The sequence below is a fragment of the Cedecea sp. B1(4) genome (assembly GCF_059414925.1).
Map to the genome: position 1 here is coordinate 202,007 of NZ_JCAHMZ010000003.1, position 21,728 is coordinate 223,734.

The 21,728-nt window shown below is 52.3% G+C and carries 20 protein-coding genes, 1 tRNA gene and 1 pseudogene; 13 read left to right on the forward strand and 9 right to left on the reverse strand.

Annotated features, from left to right (window positions below):
• Window positions 1-74: 74 nt before the first annotated feature.
• Both ACR6JA_RS08455 and ACR6JA_RS08460 read right to left on the reverse strand, forming a co-directional pair.
• Complete coding sequence (locus tag ACR6JA_RS08455) at window positions 75-1,397, reverse strand: PTS sugar transporter subunit IIC (RefSeq protein WP_494493884.1); 1,323 nt, start codon at window positions 1,395-1,397, stop codon at window positions 75-77.
• Between the two features lie 133 nt (window positions 1,398-1,530).
• Entirely contained in the window at window positions 1,531-1,845 is a 315-nt protein-coding gene (locus tag ACR6JA_RS08460; protein WP_494493885.1) for a PTS sugar transporter subunit IIB, read from the reverse strand.
• Between the two features lie 195 nt (window positions 1,846-2,040).
• Here ACR6JA_RS08460 and ACR6JA_RS08465 point away from each other — a divergent pair, with 195 nt between their 5' ends.
• The 7 genes and pseudogenes from ACR6JA_RS08465 (at window position 2,041) to ACR6JA_RS08495 (ending at window position 9,842) form a co-directional block, all read left to right on the forward strand.
• Window positions 2,041-2,748, forward strand: a complete 708-nt coding sequence (locus tag ACR6JA_RS08465) for a GntR family transcriptional regulator (protein WP_039289953.1) — start codon at window positions 2,041-2,043, stop codon at window positions 2,746-2,748.
• A 356-nt stretch (window positions 2,749-3,104) separates the two neighbouring features.
• Entirely contained in the window at window positions 3,105-3,998 is an 894-nt protein-coding gene (bglK, locus tag ACR6JA_RS08470) for a beta-glucoside kinase BglK (protein WP_494493886.1), read from the forward strand.
• A 10-nt stretch (window positions 3,999-4,008) separates the two neighbouring features.
• Window positions 4,009-5,439 (forward strand): 6-phospho-beta-glucosidase, encoded by a 1,431-nt coding sequence (locus tag ACR6JA_RS08475; protein WP_213714605.1) that lies wholly within the window; start codon window positions 4,009-4,011, stop codon window positions 5,437-5,439.
• A 417-nt stretch (window positions 5,440-5,856) separates the two neighbouring features.
• On the forward strand, window positions 5,857-6,306 hold the full coding sequence (locus ACR6JA_RS08480; protein WP_213714968.1) for a cupin domain-containing protein: 450 nt from the start codon (window positions 5,857-5,859) through the stop codon (window positions 6,304-6,306).
• A gap of 295 nt (window positions 6,307-6,601) precedes the next feature.
• A complete protein-coding gene (locus ACR6JA_RS08485; protein WP_213714970.1) occupies window positions 6,602-8,293 on the forward strand; it encodes a methyl-accepting chemotaxis protein in 1,692 nt (563 codons plus the stop codon).
• Between the two features lie 154 nt (window positions 8,294-8,447).
• Entirely contained in the window at window positions 8,448-9,257 is an 810-nt protein-coding gene (locus tag ACR6JA_RS08490; RefSeq protein WP_213714972.1) for a CatB-related O-acetyltransferase, read from the forward strand.
• A 262-nt stretch (window positions 9,258-9,519) separates the two neighbouring features.
• Window positions 9,520-9,842: pseudogene (locus tag ACR6JA_RS08495) on the forward strand (DUF1889 family protein).
• Window positions 9,843-9,903: 61 nt separating this feature from the next.
• Here ACR6JA_RS08495 and ACR6JA_RS08500 read toward each other — a convergent pair.
• Window positions 9,904-9,979: transfer RNA gene (locus ACR6JA_RS08500), tRNA-Ile, on the reverse strand.
• Between the two features lie 126 nt (window positions 9,980-10,105).
• Between ACR6JA_RS08500 and mug the strand changes: the two genes are divergently transcribed.
• The gene (gene mug, locus ACR6JA_RS08505; RefSeq protein ID WP_213715045.1) at window positions 10,106-10,612 is read left to right on the forward strand and encodes a G/U mismatch-specific DNA glycosylase; all 507 of its coding nucleotides are present in this window, start codon (window positions 10,106-10,108) and stop codon (window positions 10,610-10,612) included.
• 185 nt (window positions 10,613-10,797) lie between these two features.
• Here mug and rpoD read toward each other — a convergent pair whose 3' ends face one another.
• From rpoD to rpsU, 3 genes are all read right to left on the reverse strand, one after another.
• On the reverse strand, window positions 10,798-12,642 hold the full coding sequence (rpoD, locus tag ACR6JA_RS08510) for an RNA polymerase sigma factor RpoD (RefSeq protein ID WP_008460031.1): 1,845 nt from the start codon (window positions 12,640-12,642) through the stop codon (window positions 10,798-10,800).
• A gap of 150 nt (window positions 12,643-12,792) precedes the next feature.
• Window positions 12,793-14,538: a DNA primase gene (gene dnaG, locus ACR6JA_RS08515; protein ID WP_213715047.1), complete on the reverse strand. Its 1,746-nt coding sequence runs from the start codon at window positions 14,536-14,538 to the stop codon at window positions 12,793-12,795.
• Between the two features lie 153 nt (window positions 14,539-14,691).
• The gene (gene rpsU, locus ACR6JA_RS08520; RefSeq protein ID WP_001144069.1) at window positions 14,692-14,907 is read right to left on the reverse strand and encodes a 30S ribosomal protein S21; all 216 of its coding nucleotides are present in this window, start codon (window positions 14,905-14,907) and stop codon (window positions 14,692-14,694) included.
• Window positions 14,908-15,156: 249 nt separating this feature from the next.
• Here rpsU and tsaD point away from each other — a divergent pair, with 249 nt between their 5' ends.
• The 3 genes from tsaD to ACR6JA_RS08535 all read left to right on the forward strand — a co-directional run bounded on the left by tsaD (window position 15,157) and on the right by ACR6JA_RS08535 (window position 17,504).
• Window positions 15,157-16,170 carry a tRNA (adenosine(37)-N6)-threonylcarbamoyltransferase complex transferase subunit TsaD gene (gene tsaD / locus ACR6JA_RS08525; RefSeq protein WP_213715050.1) on the forward strand — a complete coding sequence of 338 codons (1,014 nt, stop codon included), beginning with the start codon at window positions 15,157-15,159 and terminating at the stop codon, window positions 16,168-16,170.
• Between the two features lie 159 nt (window positions 16,171-16,329).
• Window positions 16,330-17,124, forward strand: a complete 795-nt coding sequence (gene trpC, locus ACR6JA_RS08530) for an indole-3-glycerol phosphate synthase TrpC (RefSeq protein WP_213715052.1) — start codon at window positions 16,330-16,332, stop codon at window positions 17,122-17,124.
• 149 nt (window positions 17,125-17,273) lie between these two features.
• Window positions 17,274-17,504, forward strand: a complete 231-nt coding sequence (locus ACR6JA_RS08535) for a hexameric tyrosine-coordinated heme protein (RefSeq protein ID WP_213715054.1) — start codon at window positions 17,274-17,276, stop codon at window positions 17,502-17,504.
• Window positions 17,505-17,582: 78 nt separating this feature from the next.
• On the opposite strand, the gene plsY is transcribed toward ACR6JA_RS08535, so the two are convergent.
• The gene (gene plsY / locus ACR6JA_RS08540; protein ID WP_008460038.1) at window positions 17,583-18,203 is read right to left on the reverse strand and encodes a glycerol-3-phosphate 1-O-acyltransferase PlsY; all 621 of its coding nucleotides are present in this window, start codon (window positions 18,201-18,203) and stop codon (window positions 17,583-17,585) included.
• Window positions 18,204-18,310: 107 nt separating this feature from the next.
• On the opposite strand from plsY, the gene folB reads away from it, so the two are divergent.
• Both folB and bacA read left to right on the forward strand, forming a co-directional pair.
• Window positions 18,311-18,679 (forward strand): bifunctional dihydroneopterin aldolase/7,8-dihydroneopterin epimerase, encoded by a 369-nt coding sequence (gene folB / locus ACR6JA_RS08545; RefSeq protein WP_213715056.1) that lies wholly within the window; start codon window positions 18,311-18,313, stop codon window positions 18,677-18,679.
• Window positions 18,680-18,793: 114 nt separating this feature from the next.
• A complete protein-coding gene (bacA, locus tag ACR6JA_RS08550) occupies window positions 18,794-19,615 on the forward strand; it encodes an undecaprenyl-diphosphate phosphatase (protein ID WP_213715058.1) in 822 nt (273 codons plus the stop codon).
• Window positions 19,616-19,627: 12 nt separating this feature from the next.
• Here the strand turns inward: bacA and ACR6JA_RS08555 are convergent, their stop codons facing one another.
• Together ACR6JA_RS08555 and ACR6JA_RS08560 are read right to left on the reverse strand one after the other, a co-directional pair.
• Complete coding sequence (locus ACR6JA_RS08555; RefSeq protein WP_213715060.1) at window positions 19,628-20,869, reverse strand: multifunctional CCA addition/repair protein; 1,242 nt, start codon at window positions 20,867-20,869, stop codon at window positions 19,628-19,630.
• A gap of 81 nt (window positions 20,870-20,950) precedes the next feature.
• The gene (locus ACR6JA_RS08560) at window positions 20,951-21,571 is read right to left on the reverse strand and encodes a TIGR04211 family SH3 domain-containing protein (RefSeq protein WP_008460042.1); all 621 of its coding nucleotides are present in this window, start codon (window positions 21,569-21,571) and stop codon (window positions 20,951-20,953) included.
• Window positions 21,572-21,728: the final 157 nt, after the last annotated feature.

A 21,728-nucleotide genomic window follows, 5' to 3' on the forward strand; every position in this document is an offset into this window, starting at 1 on the left:
TATAATTATTATTTGCCTCCGGTTTTAATAACCGGAGGCGGGTGGAAATTAAATTGCTATCATCGGTTTATTTATTACTGCGCCGCCTGTGCTGCATTTACCTTATTGGCGGCCATAACGAACGGTAAATAAATTAGCGTAGAGATGGCCAGGCATAGCAGCCCGACAATCAACGCCATCCAGTTCCCCCCGGTGCCGAAGAAGGCGATGAGCGGCCCCGGCGTTGTCCACGGTACGGCATAGGCAATGGGTGGAATAATCTCCAGAGTGACGAAGGTGTAGCCCACCAAAGAATTGACGAACGGCACCATGATAAACGGAATGATCAGGATCGGGTTCAGCACGATGGGCAGGCCGAAAATCACCGGTTCGTTGATGTTAAACAGGCCCGGCACGAAGGCCATTTTCGCCAGATCGCGATAGTCGGCACGGCGGGAGGCAATAAAAATAGCCAGCAGCAGGCCGAGCGTCATTCCCGAGCCACCGTAGTTGGCGAAGGCGTCGTTGATGCTCCCCCAGGTGATAGGGTATGGCGCACCCCACGTAGTGCCGTTGGATGCGGCAAAAGAGAGGTTTTCGAGGTTAGCTTCGGAGAAAATAGTCTCGCGAATCGCCGCCGTGGTGTTCGGCCCGTGAATGCCCAGCACCCACAGGAAGTTGGTGACCACGCCAAGCACCAGCACCGCGACGATATTGGTGCCCATGTTTTTCAGCGGGGCCTGAATCAGGGTATAAATCAGTTCGTTCAGGCCATTCGGGGAGATTTTCGTCAGGCAGTAGTTCAGCACCGAGAAGAAGATCATCACGAAGAAGATAGGAATTAAAACTTTAAATGAGCGTGCAACCGCCGGCGGTACGGCGTCTGGCATGGTGATGGTGATCTTCGGGTTGCGCGCCAGGCGGCAGAAGATTTCCCCGGTAATCAGCGCGACAATCACCGCCACAAAAAGCCCCTGTGGCCCCAGATATTGCGTGGTCAGATACGACTGCCCGCCCATCATTTGATAAGGGGTATAGACCACGAAGAACGCGCCGATAGCGGTCAGGCCGCACAGCAAGTCATCCTGCTGATAGCTGATTGCGATATTACGTGAGACCAGGAAGGCAATCATGATCGACATAATATTCACCGACCCGTTCATCACCGGGGAGAATATGTTTTGAGCTTCGGCTAAGTTAGGGAATAACACGCTGAGATGCAGCAGTGAAGCAATAAAACCATCCGGTGAAAGGATGGCAAAGTTAATCAGCACGATCAGCGAGCTGGCCATAACGATAGGGAATGACAAAATAAAAGCATCGCGGATGGCCGAGACGTGTATCTGAGAGTTTAATTTAATCGCAATAGGAACAAGGAGCTTTTCCATACCGCGTTCAAAGGCATTCATTATACTCATGATGCGCCCTTTATCATTAGAGAGATATTGACTGGGAATTTAAGTTTATCGACGAAATATTTTTACAATATTTAGTTGCGTGACGATAAACTAAATCAATGACCCATTGGGTTATTATTTCGGCTGGAAAGAATTAATGGTCGCCAAGTAAATTCAGTGCGGAATCAAGAACTGATTTTCCATCCATTTGTCCGTAATACTTCATGTCGATTACCGCTACCGGAATTTTCCCCTGGGCGATTTCCTCTATTTCACTTTTTTGGAAGCGAACCTGAGGCCCCAGCAGAACAACATCTACTTCATTTCTTTTAATTCTTTCTTTCGCCTCGGCAATCGCCAGTGCATTAATATTGACCAAAATATTTCCCGCTTCGGCGTGATCCTGCATTCTTTTCACCAGCATGCTGGTGGACATCCCAGCGGCACAAACTAATAATATATTCTTCATTTTTACCCTTAACGCTTTGTAGATAATCAACCTGCGGCTAACTTAATGAATATCAATGCCTCCATCTGCCATTTCGATCACAGTTAGTCACCGCCGAGTGGTGCAAAAAACAGAGTGAAAATGAACGTATATTGGACTTTTAATAGGAATGGAAGGGTAATCGCCTGTTTTTAAATGAATTAAGGAGGTTCAAAAGTGGTATACAAAGATGTTGTTAACTTACTAAAAAGTAGGATCAGCAGCCCAACTTATCATATCGGCGACATCCTCCCTTCGGAGAAAGAGCTGGCTGAGTTCTATAATGTGTCACGTAATACCTTGCGTAAGGCATTGAAAGTGCTGGAAGATGAGGCGTTAATTGAGCGCAGGCACGGCTCAGGCACCTATGTGCGAAATAAACATTTTCAGGCTTCGGTTACGCATCTGGACAGCTTCACCGAGATTGCCAGAAGTGAAGGGAAAAAACCGTCCAGCCAGGTGCTGAGATTTGAGCTGCAGCAGGCGTCGGAAGAGATTGCCAGCCGCCTGCAGCTGGCCATCGGCGAACCGGTCTATTACGCCAAACGACTGCGCCACATCGACAACGTGCCGATGCAGCTGGAAGAGACCTGGCTGTCGGTGAACCGCTTCCCCGACCTGACGGTCAACCACATGAAGCGTTCGAAATTTTCCTACATCGAAGATGAATGCGGCGTCAAAATTCACGGCTGCTACGAAGCGTTTCAGCCCATTCTGCCGTCAACCGAGATTGCCAAAATGCTGCACATCAGTACCCGCGACCCGATTATCCGCATGGAAACCCAGTCCGTTGACGCCAGCCATAGCCCGATTGATTACTCGATCCTCTACACCAACGTGTTCGAGTTCCAGGTGAAGTACTTTTTGCCTCGTAAGGCGGGCTAGCCGCTGTGACTGGCCTTGCATTCGCAACGTCGGTCACAGTTCTGCTTTAAAAAGAGGTTCAATAATGTTCATGAAAATGAACCTGTTGCTTCTGAAAGATGAATATCACCGTTAACTCACTGTATATCATGTCTTTTAACAGGTTCAAAAGTTGTTCAATGTGTTATCCCCCTTCTATTGCCTGATGCGCCTCCCATTGATTAAGATTTTCTTCGTTTTCAGAACTGATAATTAAAAATTGAACTCGTCAATTTTTGTATTCCTTTCATCAGGCATGAATATGACCGGTGCGAAATAGTTTCCTCGTTTCAGTGGAAATAAACGATGAGCCGGAAATATGCAGGAGGAATTAGCGTATGAATATCGCCGCATTTGATATCGGTGGTACGGCTTTAAAAATGGGGATCGTCAACTCGCAGGGCGAGATACTGGCAAAAGGCAAAGAGACGATCGACAACAGCGATGGCGAGCAAATTTTACAGGCCATTTTAGCGTGGATTGCCGAGCATCCCGGCTGTGAAGGCGTGGCGATCAGCGCCCCTGGCTATGTCAATCCGCACACCGGCTTTATCGAAATGGGCGGGGCCATCCGCCGCTTCGACAACTTTGCCATCAAAGAATGGCTGGAAGAACGCACGCAGCTGCCCGTTGCCATCGAAAATGACGCCAACTGCGTCCTGCTGGCTGAACGCTGGCAGGGCAAAGCGGCCCAGATGAGCAACTTCCTCGTACTGACCATCGGCACCGGCATCGGCGGAGCGATTTTCTGCAATAACCAACTGGTACACGGCGCGCGCTTCCGGGCGGGAGAATTCGGTTACATGCTGACCGAACGCCCTGGCCCACGCGATGTTCGCCGCTACACCATGAACGATACCTGCACCCTGAGAACCCTGCGCAAAGACTACGCGGAGTATGTCGGCAAGCCGCTTGAGGCCGTCAGCGGGGAAGAGATTTTCGACCGCTTTGATGCCGGCGACGTGGCCTGCCAGCGCATGGTGAATGCGTTCTTCAACGATCTCGGCACCGGCCTTTATAACCTCGTCAATCTGTTCGACCCGGAAAAAATCCTGCTCGGCGGCGGCATTGTGGAACGTCCAGGCTTCCTTGCGCTGCTGCGCGAACATCTGGCCTGGTTCACCATCGACGACTATATCGACACCGTCAGTCACGGCAACGATGCCGGACTCATTGGCGCGGTCTACCATTTTAATCAGCACTATCGGTCGCAGCATGCGATCTCTAAGTAAGGGAGAGAATATGTCTGGATTCAAAGAAGGTTTTCTGTGGGGCGGCGCGGTTGCGGCACACCAGCTGGAAGGTGGTTGGAAAGAGGGTGGCAAAGGCGTTAGCGTTGCGGATGTGATGACGGCCGGCGCCCACGGCGTCCCGCGTGAAATTACCGATGGCGTGCTGCAGGGGAAAAACTACCCTAACCATGAAGCGATCGACTTCTACCACCGCTACAAAGAAGACATCCAGCTGTTTGCCGAGATGGGCTTCAAGTGCTTCCGTACCTCCATCGCCTGGACGCGTATTTTCCCGCTGGGCGACGAGCTGGAGCCGAACGAAGCCGGCCTGCAGTTCTATGACGACCTGTTTGACGAATGCCTGAAGCACGGCATTGAACCGGTGATTACGCTGTCGCACTTCGAAATGCCTTACCATCTGGTCACTGAATACGGCGGCTGGCGCAACCGTAAGCTGATTGATTTCTTCCTGCGCTTCTCGAAAGTGGTCTTCACTCGCTATCAGCACAAAGTGAAGTACTGGATGACCTTCAACGAGATCAACAACCAGGCCAACTACCACGAAGACTTCGCGCCGTTCACCAACTCGGGCCTGAAGTATCAGCCGGGTGAAGATCGCGAGCCGGTGATGTACCAGGCGTCTCACTATGAGCTGGTTGCCAGCGCTCTGGCGGTGCGTGCAGCCCGTGAAATCAACCCTGCGCTGCAGGTTGGCTGCATGATTGCCATGTGCCCAATTTACCCGCTGACCTGTGCGCCAGGCGATATGATGATGGCAATGAATGCGATGCACCGTCGCTACTGGTTCACCGACGTGCATGTGCGCGGCAAGTACCCGCAGCACCTGCTGAACTACTTCGAGCGCCGTGGTTTTGAGCTGGATATTACCAACGAAGATCTCGCGGCGCTGGCCGAAGGCTGCGTCGATTACATCGGCTTCAGCTACTACATGTCGTTTGCGACCAAAGCCAGCGCCGACAACCCGCAGTTCGACTACGACGAATCAAAAAGTCTGGTCTCTAACCCGTACGTGCAAAAATCCGACTGGGGCTGGCAGATTGATCCGGTGGGCCTGCGTTACTCCCTGAACTGGTTCTGGGATCACTATCAGTTGCCGCTGTTTATTGTGGAAAACGGCTTCGGGGCGATTGACGTGGCGCAGGCCGACGGCTTCGTGGACGACCAGTACCGCATCGATTATCTTTCGGCGCACGTCGCAGAAATGAAAAAAGCGGTAGTGGAAGACGGCGTTGACCTGATGGGCTACACCCCGTGGGGCTGTATCGACCTGGTCTCCGCCGGGACGGGCGAAATGAAAAAACGCTACGGCTTTATCTACGTCGATAAAGACAACGAAGGCCACGGCAGCCTGAGCCGCAGCCGTAAGAAATCCTTCCAGTGGTACAAAGATGTGATTGAGAGCAACGGCGAAAAGCTCTGATAACGCCTGTAGCTGACTGACTGAACGCTGGTTTAAACACCAGCGTTTTTCTTTGAATGTCTTTAACCCCTGAACTGAATTCACTCGGCCACCAGATTGACGCTATTTCTGGATTTGTAGAATAAAGCGTTAAGTTAAATTATGGCTAGCACCTTCTGTATTTAGTTTATTTTGTTCTAAAATATTCTTTTACCGTTTAATGACAATCAAAGTACAGCCTGTACTGAAATACCCGTCTGAATGTTTTTTTACTCCACATTTTCTTTATATATATTTAATTTATTAACTAAATAAACTTGTCGTGCATTATATTGACGAAATTGATTGCCTCTGGTGTACTAACCTTGAATTTTGTTTTTTGTTACGGTGATTTATTCACCGAAAAAGTGCTGGCTGAAATTAACCCTGGACACGATCATGAAAAAAATAACACGGCTTATGTTGGCCACCACAGGTTTGCTTGTTTCAATGCTTGGACATGCCGAAGCCACAAAGACAGATGCCAGCGAACACCGTATTCCAGCGATAAAATTGATTAACACGGCTGATAATCACTCTGCGTTTGTAAAAGGTTCAATTCCCTCTCTGGCGAAACTTTCTTCTGAGAATCTCTATTTCAGTAATACCTTTGAAGAGTGGCAGAAAGGGGTGCATCCGGCACCGAAAAAGCAGTATGTGGTTACCCTGAAAGGCAAGCTGAAGTTTAAGGTTAGCGACGGCTCTACGTTCATCATCGAGCCAGGCACCGTGCTGCTTGCGGCGGATACCGCCGGCGAAGGGCACAGCTGGGATATCGTTGATGGGAAGGAGTGGGTACGCGTTTATATCCCGGTGGGAGATGACGATCGCTTCATCACAGATAAATAATTCCTGCACAGATAAAGCGCTAATTTCAGCCCCGTTAACCACACAATGGAACGGGGCTGCCACTCCTAGAAATAGTAGTTTTAATTCTGTTTGGAATATTAATTCGTTCATTGCTTGTCATCTCTTTGTCATTATTTTATGTGGCCAGATCATTATAAATAATGGCTAAAGAAGTCTCTCAGGCTGCCGATAAAAAATCGATAATTCAAAAACACCGTCGCAACCGTTGATGTGATTTCTACCAATTACCTCCTCTTATTGCCTGCGATATAACCATTAAAGCTCAGAGGGATTTATGAACAAACTGAAGAATATGCGTCTTAGTACTATGCTGGGGGCTGGCTTTGCGCTGGTCATCGCTATTGGATTCTTTGTCGCACTATTTGCCAGAATGCAGTTGGTTTCTGTTGGTAATAACCTTAATTATGCCGCCAATGTCCGCCTGGTGAATTTGCTGCTGATCGTAAAGATTAAGGATAATATTACGAACAATGCCCACGATATTCGTGATATGGCGTTGTTCACCACGCTGCCGCATACCGAAGCTGAGAGTCGGGACTACATTACAAAAACCAACCAGGTACTCGAAAAGCGTATCGCGGACAACAACGTCCTCTTAAAACAGCTGGATAAGGCGCTGAGGCTTAAGCATTCTCGCGAGCTGTTCGACAACCTGAACAATGTTCGCCCGGCATACTCCCAGGCGCTTCGCAAGGTGATGAGCGTCAGCGCGGCGGGGCAGTATGATGCCGCCCGCGCGTTAGTCATCAGCGAAGTGGTTGGCCCCCAGGCCAGAGTACTCGATGCGCTCAGCGAGATGATTAGCGATCATTCCGGAAGCACGGTGGGCATGGCCCGTGGCTATGTGGAGGAAGCTCATTTTGCCGGTAACTTGTTGTTGATTATTACGATTATCAGTGCCGTGATTGGCTCTTTGATTGCCTGGAGCATCGGGCGATCGGTGAAAGGCCAGCTTGGCGGCGAGCCCGTTTATGCCGTCTCCGTGGCCAAACAAGTTTCTGAGGGGCAGCTCAATACCGCCGTTGAACTGAAGCAAGGGGACACCAGAAGTCTGCTTGCGGCTATGGATGAGATGCGTAGCCGTCTGCTCGGGGTTGTGCGTGAAGTGCGAGACAGCAGCCATTCTATCTCCGTGGGTGCTAGCGAGATTGCGGCTGGCAGCAGCGATCTCAGCCAACGCACCGAAGAGCAAGCGGCCAGCCTGCAGGAAACGGCCGCTTCGATGGAACAAATGAGCCAGACAATTCAGCAGAATGCTGAGACGGTGCGCACTGCGACCCGCCTGGCCAACTCTGCCAGCGAAACGGCCACGCAAAGCGGGAATGCCGTTAATAATCTGGTGCTGACGATGCGTGAAATTAGCGAAAGCTCACAGAAAATTGGCGACATTATTAGCGTTATTGACGGCATCGCATTCCAGACGAACATTCTGGCGCTGAATGCTGCCGTGGAAGCCGCTCGTGCAGGGGAATCCGGGCGCGGTTTTGCAGTCGTTGCCGGGGAAGTTCGCTCGCTGGCGCAGCGCTCTGCTTCGGCGGCCAGTGAGATCAAAGCCCTGATTGAGGACAGCATGCGTACGGTAACAAAAGGATCGGATATGGTGAGTTCGGCGGGAACGACGATCGATGACCTGGTGCAACAGTCCCACCGCGTGGCCGGGCTTATTTCTGAAATTGGCGTGACGACGGAAGAGCAGGGGCAGGGGATTGCGCAGATCAACGTGGCGATCACTCAACTGGATCAGGTCACGCAGCAGAACGCTGCGCTGGTGGAGGAGTCTGCCAGCGCCGCCGAGAGCCTCAGCGATCAGGCTACTCGGCTGGTGCAGCTGATGAGTATCTTCAATACCGGGCAGGTGATTGCCGCGGCTAACGCCCGCCAGGCTAAGCCCGCACCGGCTTCTCCCACTCGCAGACCAGAGCTTGCCGCGAACGGTGGCAGTTTAGATAACTGGGAGCAGTTCTAAAATCTGCCGTAAGCTGTTTTAAAACTAAGGCCTGAGTTTACTCGGGCCTTACTGTTTTTAGGTTAAATTCACCTCGTTCTGCGAAGTTGATAAAAATAGGTGGGTGGGATATCTTTATTTTTAACATAGTGCCGAACTTATAAATGTTGAGAATATGAAAAGCGAATTATTTAAGTTTACTGAAGAAAATAATAATGGTTATACCTTTAGATGGACAAAAAGACATTATGAGTACTGTGCGGATAATAAGATATTTTTAGGTCACAAAGGCAGGAAGGTTTATAAAGAGAGAAGTTTATTGCGTTTCGTCAAAGGCGATAAAATAAAAATTGATGATAATGTTATCGCCGAAGAGTATTCCACTATGCCGATACGTAATTTTTCCAGCGTGGGCGCGTTTTCATTTCCAAGTTGCCATTTTTCAGGCAATACTGTCATCGGCAGATTCTGCAGTATTGCTGGGAATGTAAAGGTGATGGGTGGCAATCATCCCATGGACAGATTTACCACACATATGCTGACCTACAACGGGGGATTTGATAAATATGCCAGGGCTGAATTTAATCGGGAGTGGGTATTAAAACCGTTTGATACGACGCAAAAAAATCCTGTAATAGGCAACGATGTCTGGATCGGCAATGATGTGGTTTTAAAAGGGGGAATTACCATCGGGGATGGCGCAGTTATTGCTGCAAACGCTGTGGTGACAAAGGATGTGCCTCCTTATGCCGTTGTCGCAGGTGTGCCAGCCAAGGTAATTAAATACCGTTTTAATGCTGATGTAATTAATGAGTTATTACATTTGAAATGGTGGGAATATAACTACCCCGATCTTCCTGATAATAATAAATGTGACGATATCGATTATTTTATTAAAGAGACTGGTGATGGGATTGCCAGTGGAAGATTGAAGGTAAAAGAGTATAAGAAATTCGATCTTTCTAAAGACTTTAAGACGCTTTAATTTTGCGACTGCTCATTATCGTGAGGCTTTATTTTTCGTTTCTGCGATCCTCTGGAAACGTTTATCAATCATTGCCTTTCCCGCTCGATATTACAGGCTGGCATGTTCTTCACCATGCCGGCTTTGAGTGATAAAACAACGGAAATAGGGCTGGCGGGAAGGAAAGAGCCCTTTGTACGGGTCATAAACGTGACTGACCCTGAAAAAATGAAGTTTGATTAATGGTACATTTGATCTCGCTTGTCACAGTCTTATTGATTAAGTGGTTAATTTTAAGGATAAATTATGCCAACAGCGATTGATAAAGCGTTAGACTTCATTGGTGGTATGAACACCTCGGCCTCCGTGCCGCACCCTATGGATGAGAGCACCGCGAAGGGAATGCTTAGGTATCTGAAGCAATTGGGCGTCCCGGCAAGTGCTGCCGACGTTACGGCTCGTGGTGTTCAGGAGGGATGGAACACCGACTTCACGAAAAAAGTCGCCGGTTGGGCGGACAAGGTTGAGTCCGGTAACCGTCTCGTGATTAAAAATCCTGAATACTTTTCTGCCTACATGAAAGAAGAGCTTCGGGCACTGGTGTAAACGAAATCCCCATGACCCGCACAGCAAAAAGGCTGACGATTTCTCGTCAGCCTTTTTTGTCTGGTGGCCCCTGCTGGACTTGAACCAGCGACCAAGCGATTATGAGTCGCCTGCTCTAACCACTGAGCTAAGGGGCCGTGGCGCTGAATTATAATGTAACTGTCGATGGCAATCCAGCGCTTAAATTACATGTGCTGATTTTATAAACAATGGCTAATCAATCCCTTATACTTCCCGCTCGATTCCTTCAGATGAGAAATGTAATGGTTAGCGATATCCTTCAGCCTGACCTTCGGGTCGTGTTTTGCGGCATTAATCCGGGAAAATCATCCGCTCATCTCGGGCTGCCTTTTGCTCATCCTGCCAATCGCTTCTGGAAAGTGCTTCATCTTGCGGGTTTTACGGACCGCCAGCTCAAGCCTGAGGAGGCGCAGCTGTTGCTTTCCTACGGCTGCGGCGTGACGAAACTGGTGGAGCGGCCAACCGTGCAGGCAAACGAAGTGGCGCTGCAGGAGCTGCGTGCTGGCGGGCGAGAGCTGATTACAAAGATGCAGGAGTACCAGCCGGGAGCGCTGGCGATTCTGGGCAAGCAGGCCTTTGAGCAGGCGTTCAGGCAGCGTGGCGCGAAATGGGGCAGACAGGAGATTACCCTCGGTGATACCGAGGTGTGGATTTTGCCTAATCCTAGTGGCTTGAGCCGCATCACGGTGGATAAGCTGACGGAAGCCTATAAAGAGCTGAATGAGTCGCTGACGGCGCGCGGGCGGTAGGTAAGGTGTTGCCGTTTTCCCTCACCCCGGCCCTCACCCCGGCCCTCTCCCAGAGGGAGAGGGGGAATTAAAAGCTGTGTACGGAGAGAGAAGTGAAAAAGAGGTGTCTGCGGAAGGCGGGAGAAACCGCAAATTCAAGGCAAAAAAAAGCTCCCTGGCGGGAGCTTTTCAATTTTTGACACCGATTAATCGTCCAGGAAGCTACGCAGGACTTCAGAGCGGCTTGGGTGGCGCAGTTTGCGCAGCGCCTTCGCTTCGATCTGACGGATACGTTCGCGGGTAACGTCGAACTGTTTACCCACTTCTTCCAGCGTGTGGTCGGTATTCATATCGATACCGAAGCGCATACGCAGGACTTTCGCCTCACGCGCTGTCAGGCCAGCCAGAACATCGTGCGTTGCGGAACGCAGACTTTCGGAGGTGGCAGAATCCAGCGGCAGCTCGAGGGTGGTGTCCTCGATGAAATCACCCAGATGCGAATCTTCATCATCGCCGATTGGCGTTTCCATGGAGATAGGCTCTTTGGCAATTTTCAGCACTTTACGGATTTTGTCTTCCGGCATCAGCATACGTTCGGCTAACTCTTCCGGCGTTGGCTCACGACCCATCTCCTGCAGCATCTGGCGCGAAATACGGTTGAGCTTGTTGATGGTCTCAATCATGTGCACCGGAATACGGATGGTACGCGCCTGGTCGGCGATAGAGCGGGTGATAGCCTGACGGATCCACCAGGTTGCATAAGTCGAGAACTTATAGCCACGGCGGTATTCAAACTTATCCACGGCTTTCATCAGGCCGATGTTGCCTTCCTGAATCAGGTCGAGGAACTGCAGGCCACGGTTGGTGTATTTCTTAGCGATAGAAATAACCAGACGCAAGTTGGCTTCAACCATCTCTTTCTTCGCACGGCGCGCTTTCGCTTCACCAATGGACATGCGACGGTTGATGTCTTTCACCTGCTCGATGGTCAGGCCAGTCTCTTCTTCGATCTGCTGCAGTTTCTGCAGGCTGCGGTGAACGTCTTCGGAGACTTCATGCAGCTTCTCAGACCACGGCTTGTTCATCGCAATGGCCGCGTTGAACCAGGTTTCACTGGTTTCGTTGCCGGTGAACAGCGTGATGAAGTTTTTCTTCGGCATTTTGCACTGCTCAACGCACAGCTTCATGATGATACGTTCTTGGGTACGAACGCGGTCCATCATGACGCGCATGCTGTTGACCAGGTAGTCGAACTGTTTCGGCACCAGGCGGAACTGTTTGAACACTTCAGACAGTTGCAGGATCTCCGCGGCGGCGTCAGCGTGGCTGCGGCCCTTCGCTTTGATGGTGTCGCGAGTCAGTTCGTACTGCTTACGCAGCTCACCAAATTTTTCGCGCGCCAGTTCCGGGTCGATGCTGTTGTCATCGTCGGAGCTGTCGTCGTCAGACTCTTCGTCTTCGTCCTCATCGTCGTCCATCTCTTCCTGAGAGAGTTCGGAGCCGACGTGGGTTGCGGTTGGCGCGAGATCTTCTTCCGCGTTAGGGTCAACAAAGCCGGTGATGAGGTCGGACAGGCGTGCTTCTTCAGCTTCAACGCGATCGTACTGCTCCAGCAGATAGGTGATCGCTTCCGGGTACTCGGCAACCGAGCACTGTACCTGGTTGATACCGTCTTCGATACGCTTCGCGATATCGATCTCACCCTCACGGGTTAACAGTTCAACGGTCCCCATTTCGCGCATGTACATACGCACGGGGTCGGTGGTACGTCCAATTTCGGACTCCACGCTGGACAGCACCTGGGCAGCCGCTTCTTCCGCGTCTTCATCGGTGCTGTTAGAGTTTTCAGCAAGCAAAAGATCATCGGCATCAGGGGCTTCTTCCATCACCTGAATGCCCATGTCGTTGATCATTTGGATGATGTCTTCGATCTGATCGGAGTCGACGATATCTTCCGGCAGATGGTCATTGACCTCGGCATAGGTCAGATAGCCTTGCTCCTTACCACGTTGGACAAGAAGCTTGAGCTGTGACTGCGGGTTTTGCTCCATAAGACGGTATCCACACTTCAGTATTAGGGTTGTGTCGGTAGGCGTTGCCGCCAACAATAACGTACGAGGGCTGATTTATTTTTATGCCGCAGCCCGTCCGTGCGGCGTTCGGGGGTCACCCGATCAATGTTCGGCAGTTAAGCCGCGAATCTATTTTTTGGCGCGTGATTGCGTGATCACGCGAACTTCTTCACGTTCCGCGGGGGTCAGCCCCGTCGTTCTGGAACGTGCCATTAATTCTTCAAACCTCAGCTCCAGCGCCGACTCAAAAAGATGGTCCAGCGAGTCGGTGAACGTTTTTTCAGCAATGTCCTTATCTGCTATATCGTCCCACGCCGAGAGTTTTTCAAGGGTTGTGGCCTCATTTGTGCCACGATATTGTTCCAGTAGCTGCCCGGTGGTCAGCCCCGGATGCGCCAGGCAAGCGTCAACCAGGCCGCTAAACAGCGTTAAACCCGGCAGCTTTGCGGCATCCAGCCCGCTTAGTGGCGGGACCAGCGGAGCCAGTTCCGGATTCTGTACCAATAACCCTATTAGTATACGCATGGTTGTGCGTTTTAGCTGAGGCGCCGGACGAGGTGTTGCCCCCTCGACCTGTTTGGGCATCAGCTTTTCAAGCTGGCTGTCGTCCAGAATACCGAGCTTGTTGCCCAGCTCCTGGCGCAGATAGATACGCAGCGTTTCGCCGGGTACCTGGCTAATCAGCGGCAGAGCCAGCGTGCTTAGCCGTGCTCTTCCGTCTGGCGTACTCAAATCAACCTGCGGTAGCAGGCTGTTAAACAGGAACGTGGAGAGCGGCTGAGCCTGCTCCATCCGCGCTTCAAACGCGTCCTTTCCTTCTTTGCGCACCAGCGTATCCGGGTCTTCACCGTCGGGCAGGAACATAAACCGCAGCTGACGACCGTCCGTCATATAAGGTAGCGCAGTTTCCAGCGCTCGCCATGCCGCGTCTCGACCTGCGCGATCGCCGTCATAACAGCAGACGACATTATCTGTCACCCGGAACAGCAACTGAATATGATCGGCGGTGGTGGAGGTGCCCAGGGAAGCGACGGCGTAGGAAATGTCGTACTGCGCCAGCGCCACCACATCCATATATCCTTCGACTACCAGAAGGCGTGCCGGTTCCGGCTGGCTCTGCTGGGCTTCATACAGGCCATACAGCTGGCGGCCCTTGTGAAAAATGTCGGTTTCCGGGGAGTTCAGGTATTTCGGCAGGGCATCGCCCAGCACGCGTCCACCAAACCCGATGACCCGGCCGCGTTTATCGCGAATCGGGAACATGACCCGCTCGCGAAAACGGTCGTAACTGCGGCCCTGGTCGTTGGTGACCAGCATGCCTGCGTCCGTCAGCGCCTGGCGGTTTTCGCTGTTGCCGCCAAAGCGTTTAAGCGCATTATCCCAGCCGGGTGGCGCATAGCCGATGGCGAAATGGCTAATGACCTCATCGCTCAGGCCACGCTTGCCCAGATACTGGCGCGCCGGTTCTGCGGCGGGCTGCTTCAGGGACTGCTGATAAAAGGCGTTCAGGCCGTCCATCAGTTGATACAGGCTTTGGCGCTGGTGTCGTTCGATCTGGCTTGGGCCATTGCCCGCTTCGTACGGCACTTCAAGGTTGTGCATGGTCGCCAGCTCTTCAACGCTTTCGACAAACTCGAGCTTGTCGTAGTTCATCAGGAAGTCGAGGGCGTTACCGTGTGCGCCACAGCCAAAGCAGTGGTAAAACTGTTTATCACCGTTCACGGTGAAAGAGGGGGTTTTCTCGTTATGGAATGGACAACATGCGTGGTAGTTCTTGCCCTGCTTTTTCAGCTTCACGCGAGCATCGATCAGGTCGACGATGTCGGTGCGAGCGATCAGGTCATTGATAAAAACACGCGGGATTCGTCCAGCCATAGGCCCCATGCTATATCCGTCATCTCTCAGGCGGTGGCCTAAAAGCTCAGGGATATGTCAGTTTATAAACGAGAATAAGCCGCGCATTCCTTTCGGAAGCACGGCCTTATAACTACTACTCAGTCTGATGTTGAGGAGTGAATCCTCAGAAGATTAGTACAGACGAGTGCGGCGTGCGTTTTCGCGAGCCAGTTTCTTCGCGTGGCGTTTCACAGCAGAAGCTTTAGCGCGCTTACGTTCGGTCGTTGGTTTTTCATAGAACTCACGACGACGGACTTCCGCCAGAACGCCTGCTTTCTCGCAGGAACGCTTGAAGCGACGCAGTGCTACGTCGAACGGCTCGTTTTCACGTACTTTAATTACCGGCATGTAACTCTCACCTTTAATAATTCGGTTTGCCGCTGGCATACAGGCCAGCTTAATTCAAAATGGTGCGGAATTTTACTGCAACTCTTGCTGCTTTGTAAAGCACCGAACGACCAGAAACCTGGCTTTTAGGGCCGGTATCTTCCAGGGCCGCAGATTATACACCATTACTCCCGTCCAGGGGCAGCAAAGTTTTACAAAGGAAGCCACCGGGATTAAACTTCGCGCCGGGCCAAAGAGGTAAAACAAGCCATGCGTGTACTGGGAATCGAAACATCCTGTGATGAAACCGGCATCGCCATTTATGACGATGAGAAAGGGTTATTAGCCAACCAATTGTATAGTCAGGTGAAACTTCACGCTGACTACGGCGGCGTGGTGCCGGAGCTGGCCTCCCGCGATCACGTTCGCAAGACCGTGCCGCTTATCCAGGCTGCTCTAAAAGAGGCTGGATTAACCGCCAAAGATATCGACGGCGTGGCGTACACCGCCGGGCCGGGCCTGGTTGGCGCGCTGCTGGTTGGCGCAACCATTGGCCGCTCGCTGGCGTTTGCCTGGGACGTGCCTGCCGTGCCGGTCCACCACATGGAAGGCCACCTGCTGGCGCCGATGCTGGAAGACAATCCTCCCGAGTTCCCGTTCGTCGCGCTACTGGTTTCCGGCGGCCATACCCAATTGATCAGCGTCACCGGCATTGGTAAATATGAACTGCTGGGTGAGTCTATCGATGATGCGGCAGGCGAAGCGTTCGATAAAACCGCTAAGCTGCTGGGGCTTGACTACCCAGGTGGGCCGCTGCTTTCCAAAATGGCGGGCCAGGGTACGCCGGGGCGTTTCACCTTCCCACGTCCGATGACCGACCGCCCGGGCATGGATTTCAGCTTCTCTGGCCTGAAAACCTTCGCGGCAAACACCATTCGTGATAACGACGCTGACGATCAAACTCGCGCGGATATCGCCCGCGCCTTTGAAGATGCGGTGGTGGATACGCTGGCCATTAAATGTAAACGTGCGCTCGAACATACCGGCTTTAAACGTCTGGTGATGGCGGGCGGCGTCAGCGCCAACCGCACTCTGCGCGCTAAACTTGCCGAGATGATGACCAAACGCCGGGGCGAAGTGTTTTATGCGCGGCCGGAGTTTTGCACGGATAATGGCGCCATGATTGCCTATGCCGGGATGATTCGCCTCAAAGCAGGTACTTCCGGCGAGCTGAGCGTTAGCGTTCGCCCGCGCTGGCCGCTGGCAGAGTTACCCGCCGCCTGATAAGCCAATCGGAAAGGAGCGTTTAAACGCTCCTTTTTTGTCTCTGAAACCCTTTCCTGTAAGTCATATCCTGCAACAAACGAAAGCGAAATTAGCCCGGTACTTTCCGCTCAGGATCCGGCACTCTAAGGTGATACCCGACTGAACCTGGAGAACGTTGTGTCCGATATCCTCAGCAAAATTATCGCCGTTAAACATGAAGAAATTGCCGCCGCCAAAAAAGCGATTTCCCTGAGCCAGCTTGCCGAACAGGCTGCTGGACAGAACCACCGTGATTTTGTTGCCGCGCTGCGTCATAAGCGTGATGCAGGCCTGGCGGGCGTGATTGCCGAAGTGAAAAAGGCCAGCCCATCGAAAGGGTTGATTCGTGAGAATTTCAATCCCGCTGAGATAGCCGTTTCTTACCAGCAGGGTGGGGCAGCATGTTTGTCGGTGCTAACCGACGAACAGTTCTTCCAGGGAAGCGCAGCCTATCTGCAGCAGGCGCGAGCTGCCTGCGACCTGCCGGTTTTACGCAAAGATTTTATGATCGATCCGTGGCAGGTTGTGGAAGCCCGGGCGATGGGGGCGGATTGCATCCTGCTTATTGTTTCTGCGCTTGAAGATGGCCAGATGCAGGAGCTTGAGGCGCAGGCCCACGAACTGGGCATGGCAGTGCTGGTAGAGGTGCATGATGCCGATGAGCTGGAACGTTCGCTCCGGTTGACCACGCCGCTTATCGGTGTCAATAACCGTAATTTGCGCACCTTTGAGACCACGATAGAAACCACCATCAGCCTGTTGGCACAGCTGCCGGCGGATCGCATGGTTGTGACCGAGTCAGGTATCGCTACGCGCGAGCATGTTATTCGTCTGCGCGAAGCTAACGTGAATAATTTCCTTGTGGGTGAAGCTTTTATGCGAGCAGAAGAGCCGGGTAAAGAACTGGCCGCGATGTTTTTCCCCGAGCGTTAAACGGCTGAGCGTTTGTTAAACCACGCCTAAAGCCCGCTGATATAGCGGGCTTTTTTATTGATTTTTGCCAGGATTATGTTGATAACTGTCGTGCACTTAAAGTGCATAATAAATGCAATTTATACAATAACGATAATGAGTGGGACAATATGAGCGATAAATGGTTAACAACGCTGATCACTGACGATCCGCAGGCAGGATATGAACTGGCGGTGACGCTGAGCCGTCGGGGAGTCAAAACCGTACAGCCGGACCCGGAAGTGCTGAAAAAGCTGCGTCCGGTCTACGCGAATGATGCCGATGCGCTGATTGCGTCATCTCAGGTCATCGCGATTCATTTCCAGACGATTGCTGCGGCGAATAATTACTGGAAGGCTTAGTGCTTAGCTGATTTACCTAAGAAAAAGGAGTGATTTATCACTCCTTTGTTGTTTCTGCAGGGCTCGAATAATCCTGTCTTATTCAGACTCGTCTTTTTTCTTTTTCTTTTTAAATCGCGCCCAGATTTTCGTTTCCTGGCCTCGCCACAGGCGCTGAATATTGTCGTGATGGCGCATCAGGATCAGGCAGGAGAGCATTGCCACCGGGAAGGTAAACTGCGGTTTGAACCACCAGACATAAAACGGGGCTATCAGCGCGCTGATAATGGCACCGAGGGAAGAATAGCCGCTCAGAAGTACGCTTAGCAGCCAAGTTCCCGCCATCACGCCGGTTAAATCCCAGCCGATAGGTGCGATGGCGCCAAACGCCGTGGCGACGCCTTTACCGCCTTGAAACTTAAAGAATACTGGCCAAATATGGCCCATGCAGGCGGCAATAGCAATCAGGCCAAGCCAGAAGGGCGTCACACCCAAGGCCCAGGCCGCCCAGACCGGCAGCATGCCTTTCAGCACATCAAAAATTAGTACCGCTACGGCCGCACCTTTGCCGCCAATGCGTAACACATTGGTTGCTCCTGGGTTACCGGAGCCGCTCTCGCGTGGATCGGGGAGACCGGCAATGCGGCACACCAGAATGGCGCTAGAAATCGAGCCGCAAAGATACGCGAGGAGAATCATACCAGGCGCGATTGCACTCATAACGCTGTTCCATGTTGAAAGTGTCGAAGTCTTCTTTGCATCTGTGGATAATACGCATATTTCGCCGGAAGTGGTATCCGGCATGACTAAAAACCGGGCAGGGCGTGATGGACATTGTATTTATAGAGCAACTTTCGGTAATCACCACGATCGGTGTTTACGACTGGGAACAAACCATTGAACAGAAGCTGGTGTTCGATATCGAAATGGCCTGGGATAACCGCAAAGCCGCGGGCAGTGACGACGTTAAGGATTGCCTCAGCTATGCGGATGTCAGCGAAGCCGTTTTGCAGCACGTCGGCAGCGGGCGTTTTGCGCTGGTGGAGCGTGTGGCTGAAGAGGTGGCGGAATTGCTGCTGGCCCGCTTTAATTCGCCGTGGATTAGACTGAAGGTGAGTAAGCCTGGTGCCGTCGCGCAGGCCACCAACGTTGGGGTCATCATCGAGCGTGGCAGTAATCTGAAATCAGGCAAATAATCGCCTGAAAGTTAAACCAAACGGCGACCCACTGGTCTTATCAACGTATCTTTTGCGGCAGGCGTCAAACGTGTGCCGTTTTTTGTGTTCGTTTTTCGGGATGAGGGGTAAGTGATGAGCGATTTACCAACGTTAGCGATTGCCGCCATTCTTGGCGTTGTGGAAGGGTTAACGGAGTTTCTACCGGTATCGTCTACCGGGCACATGATCATCGTAGGGCATCTTTTAGGCTTCGAGGGGCAAACGGCGGAAACCTTTGAAGTGGTTATTCAACTGGGTTCTATTCTCGCCGTGGTGGTGATGTTCTGGCGTCGTCTGTTTGGCCTGATTGGTATCCACTTTGGCCGTCCTCCTGAGCATGAAGGGGTAGGTACTGGCCGTCTTTCTCTGATCCACATTTTACTGGGCATGATCCCGGCGGTAGTGCTGGGCCTTGTCCTTCACGATGCCATTAAATCGCTGTTTAACCCTGTTAACGTGATGTATGCCCTTGTGGTTGGTGGCGTGCTGCTGATTGCCGCCGAGTGCCTGAAACCAAAGGTGCCGCGTGCCGTAGGCGTGGACGATATCACCTATCGTCAGGCGTTTATGATTGGCTGCTTCCAGTGTCTGGCGCTTTGGCCGGGGTTCTCTCGTTCCGGGGCAACGATTTCCGGTGGGATGCTGATGGGCGTTAGTCGCTATGCGGCTTCTGAGTTCTCATTCCTGCTGGCGGTGCCAATGATGATGGGGGCGACGGCGCTTGATCTCTACAAGAGCATCGGATTCCTGACGATGGGTGATCTGCCGATGTTTGCCGTGGGCTTTGTCACGGCCTTTATCGTGGCGCTTGTCGCTATCAAAACCTTCCTGCAACTCATCAAGCGTATTTCGTTTATTCCGTTTGCGATTTACCGCTTTATTGTTGCCGCCGTGGTGTTCTTTATCTTCACCTAGTGGCAGCGGCCCTCAGCCTTGCGGCTGGGGGCAATTCGCTTCCTTCCAGGCTGCGACGGCCTGAATTCTCCGCTTCGTTAATTCTTCACGAATCGCCGGGCCGCTGAAGCCTGCTTCGATCACTTCTTTATTGGTTACGCTCTGCGCTGCAATCCAGGCCGCGCGTAGCATTCTGCCCTGCGGATAATCGCTGGCCTCAAAGCCGGTGCGCCCGCGAGCATCTGCTTCGCTGGTTAAGGCGATTTGCTCCACACGCTGCGGCTTGCGCCAGGCGTCAATGGAGTCGAACAGCTTGATCACCGTTTTGGGCTGCAAAATCGGGAAGGTATGGATCAGGTCGTGGAATTCGGCGACCAGTTTAGCCAGATCACGAATCTCGTTTGGTACGCGCAGGCGAGCACAAAGTTGCTCTACAAGCTTAACGCCCGCCGGGCCGTGGCCGTGGTGGCTGGGCCATTTTTCCTTTGGCGTCAGCCCTTTTCCTAGATCGTGACACAGCGTGGCGAAACGCACATCTACCGCCGGGCTAAGCTGCGCGGCAATAGACAGCGTCATCAGCGTATGAATACCGGTGTCGATCTCCGGATGCCATTTGGCCGGTGCGGGGACACCGTAAAGCGCATCGATTTCCGGGAACAGAACTTTCAGGGCACCGCATTCGCGTAGTACGGCAAAAAAGACCTGCGGATTGCGGCTGGTCAGCGCATTTTCCGTCTCTTTCCACACGCGTTCGGCGGTGAGATGCGCAATTTCGCCGTTGTCCGTCATGGAGCGCATCAGGACGAGTGTTTCTGGCGCTATCTGGAAATTAAGATGGGCATAACGTGCAGCAAAACGTGCCACGCGCAGCACACGCAGCGGGTCTTCATTGAAAGCCGGTGAAACATGGCGAAGCAGGCGACGCTCGATATCGGCAAGGCCGTTATACGGGTCGATAAGCTCGCCATTCTCATCCTGGGCAATAGCGTTGATCGTCAGGTCGCGACGCAGGAGATCCTGTTCAAGCGTGACGTCCGGGGCCGAATAGCAGGTAAAGCCGGTATAACCCTGGCCCGATTTCCTTTCGGTACGGGCCAGCGCATACTCTTCGTGGGATTGAGGATGCAGAAACACCGGGAAGTCTTTTCCGACCTGCTCGTAGCCTTCGTCCAGCATTTGCTGAGGCGTCGCCCCAACCACAACCCAGTCTTTATCCTTAACCGGCAGTTTTAATAACCCGTCACGAACCGCACCACCGACAAGATAAATCTTCACGCTCTACACCCCAGGCACCGTTATTGAACCACGAATGGTAAGTGTAGATGCGAGGGGGAATCAACGGCTAATGTGCCGTCGTTAGTTCATCCAGCGGTCTTTCTTCTTGCGGCTTGGGATCATGTGCGGAAGCAGCAGGCCAATCAGCAGGCCAAACCCTGCCACGCCGCCGCCGTACATAAACCATTGCATGATGATGGCACGCTGTTTGTCGTCAAGCTGGACGTTGGCGGCATCCACCTTTTTCTTGGCGACGATAAGCTGGTTTTTGAGCTGCTGATTCTCGTCCTTCAGGCCATTAATCACGGTGTCGCTCTGGGCCACTTTCTGCTGCATTTCAGCGGTACGCTGGTTCCAGGTCGTGTCGATGTTGTTCAGCTTGTCTGTCAGCGTTTTGACCTGGTTTTCCAAATCGGGAACGCGGGTACGCAGGCTTGGGGTGGTGCTTAGCTGCGCGAGGGGGATCCAGGAGGTACGCCCGTTGCTGTCACGTACCTGGCCGTATTTGGTTTCTTCGTTGCTTTGCAGCAGCGTGACTTGTTCCCCTGCGTTGACGGTGCCAACCAGGCGGTAGTTATCGCCCGGGCCGCTGCGGACCCAGGTGTTTAATTCATCAGAGACATAACGTTTTTCTTCGGCATGAGCCACGACGGAAACGCTAAGGGAGAGCAAAGTGAGGCAAATCAGGCGTAATTTCTGCATTATTTCGTCGTTATTTTCATAAAGTGTGGAACGATAGTAGTGGCAACAGTCTGACGGCGCAATCCGTAAACCTGAATGAGAATCATCCTGATGTCAATTTGACCACCCGGCGTTCCCGCCCTACCGCAAATTCGCTACCCGAAGGGGTATTTTGTCG

What these genes read in the sequence shown, in the direction of transcription:
- ACR6JA_RS08455 (WP_494493884.1), bottom strand. Translation starts at nt 1,397, where the DNA reads ATGAGTATAATGAATGCCTTTGAACGCGGTATGGAAAAGCTCCTTGTT.
- ACR6JA_RS08460 (WP_494493885.1), bottom strand. Translation starts at nt 1,845, where the DNA reads ATGAAGAATATATTATTAGTTTGTGCCGCTGGGATGTCCACCAGCATG.
- bglK (WP_494493886.1), top strand. Translation starts at nt 3,105, where the DNA reads ATGAATATCGCCGCATTTGATATCGGTGGTACGGCTTTAAAAATGGGG.
- ACR6JA_RS08475 (WP_213714605.1), top strand. Translation starts at nt 4,009, where the DNA reads ATGTCTGGATTCAAAGAAGGTTTTCTGTGGGGCGGCGCGGTTGCGGCA.
- ACR6JA_RS08480 (WP_213714968.1), top strand. Translation starts at nt 5,857, where the DNA reads ATGAAAAAAATAACACGGCTTATGTTGGCCACCACAGGTTTGCTTGTT.
- ACR6JA_RS08485 (WP_213714970.1), top strand. Translation starts at nt 6,602, where the DNA reads ATGAACAAACTGAAGAATATGCGTCTTAGTACTATGCTGGGGGCTGGC.
- ACR6JA_RS08490 (WP_213714972.1), top strand. Translation starts at nt 8,448, where the DNA reads ATGAAAAGCGAATTATTTAAGTTTACTGAAGAAAATAATAATGGTTAT.
- mug (WP_213715045.1), top strand. Translation starts at nt 10,106, where the DNA reads ATGGTTAGCGATATCCTTCAGCCTGACCTTCGGGTCGTGTTTTGCGGC.
- rpoD (WP_008460031.1), bottom strand. Translation starts at nt 12,642, where the DNA reads ATGGAGCAAAACCCGCAGTCACAGCTCAAGCTTCTTGTCCAACGTGGT.
- dnaG (WP_213715047.1), bottom strand. Translation starts at nt 14,538, where the DNA reads ATGGCTGGACGAATCCCGCGTGTTTTTATCAATGACCTGATCGCTCGC.
- rpsU (WP_001144069.1), bottom strand. Translation starts at nt 14,907, where the DNA reads ATGCCGGTAATTAAAGTACGTGAAAACGAGCCGTTCGACGTAGCACTG.
- tsaD (WP_213715050.1), top strand. Translation starts at nt 15,157, where the DNA reads ATGCGTGTACTGGGAATCGAAACATCCTGTGATGAAACCGGCATCGCC.
- ACR6JA_RS08535 (WP_213715054.1), top strand. Translation starts at nt 17,274, where the DNA reads ATGAGCGATAAATGGTTAACAACGCTGATCACTGACGATCCGCAGGCA.
- plsY (WP_008460038.1), bottom strand. Translation starts at nt 18,203, where the DNA reads ATGAGTGCAATCGCGCCTGGTATGATTCTCCTCGCGTATCTTTGCGGC.
- folB (WP_213715056.1), top strand. Translation starts at nt 18,311, where the DNA reads ATGGACATTGTATTTATAGAGCAACTTTCGGTAATCACCACGATCGGT.
- bacA (WP_213715058.1), top strand. Translation starts at nt 18,794, where the DNA reads ATGAGCGATTTACCAACGTTAGCGATTGCCGCCATTCTTGGCGTTGTG.
- ACR6JA_RS08560 (WP_008460042.1), bottom strand. Translation starts at nt 21,571, where the DNA reads ATGCAGAAATTACGCCTGATTTGCCTCACTTTGCTCTCCCTTAGCGTT.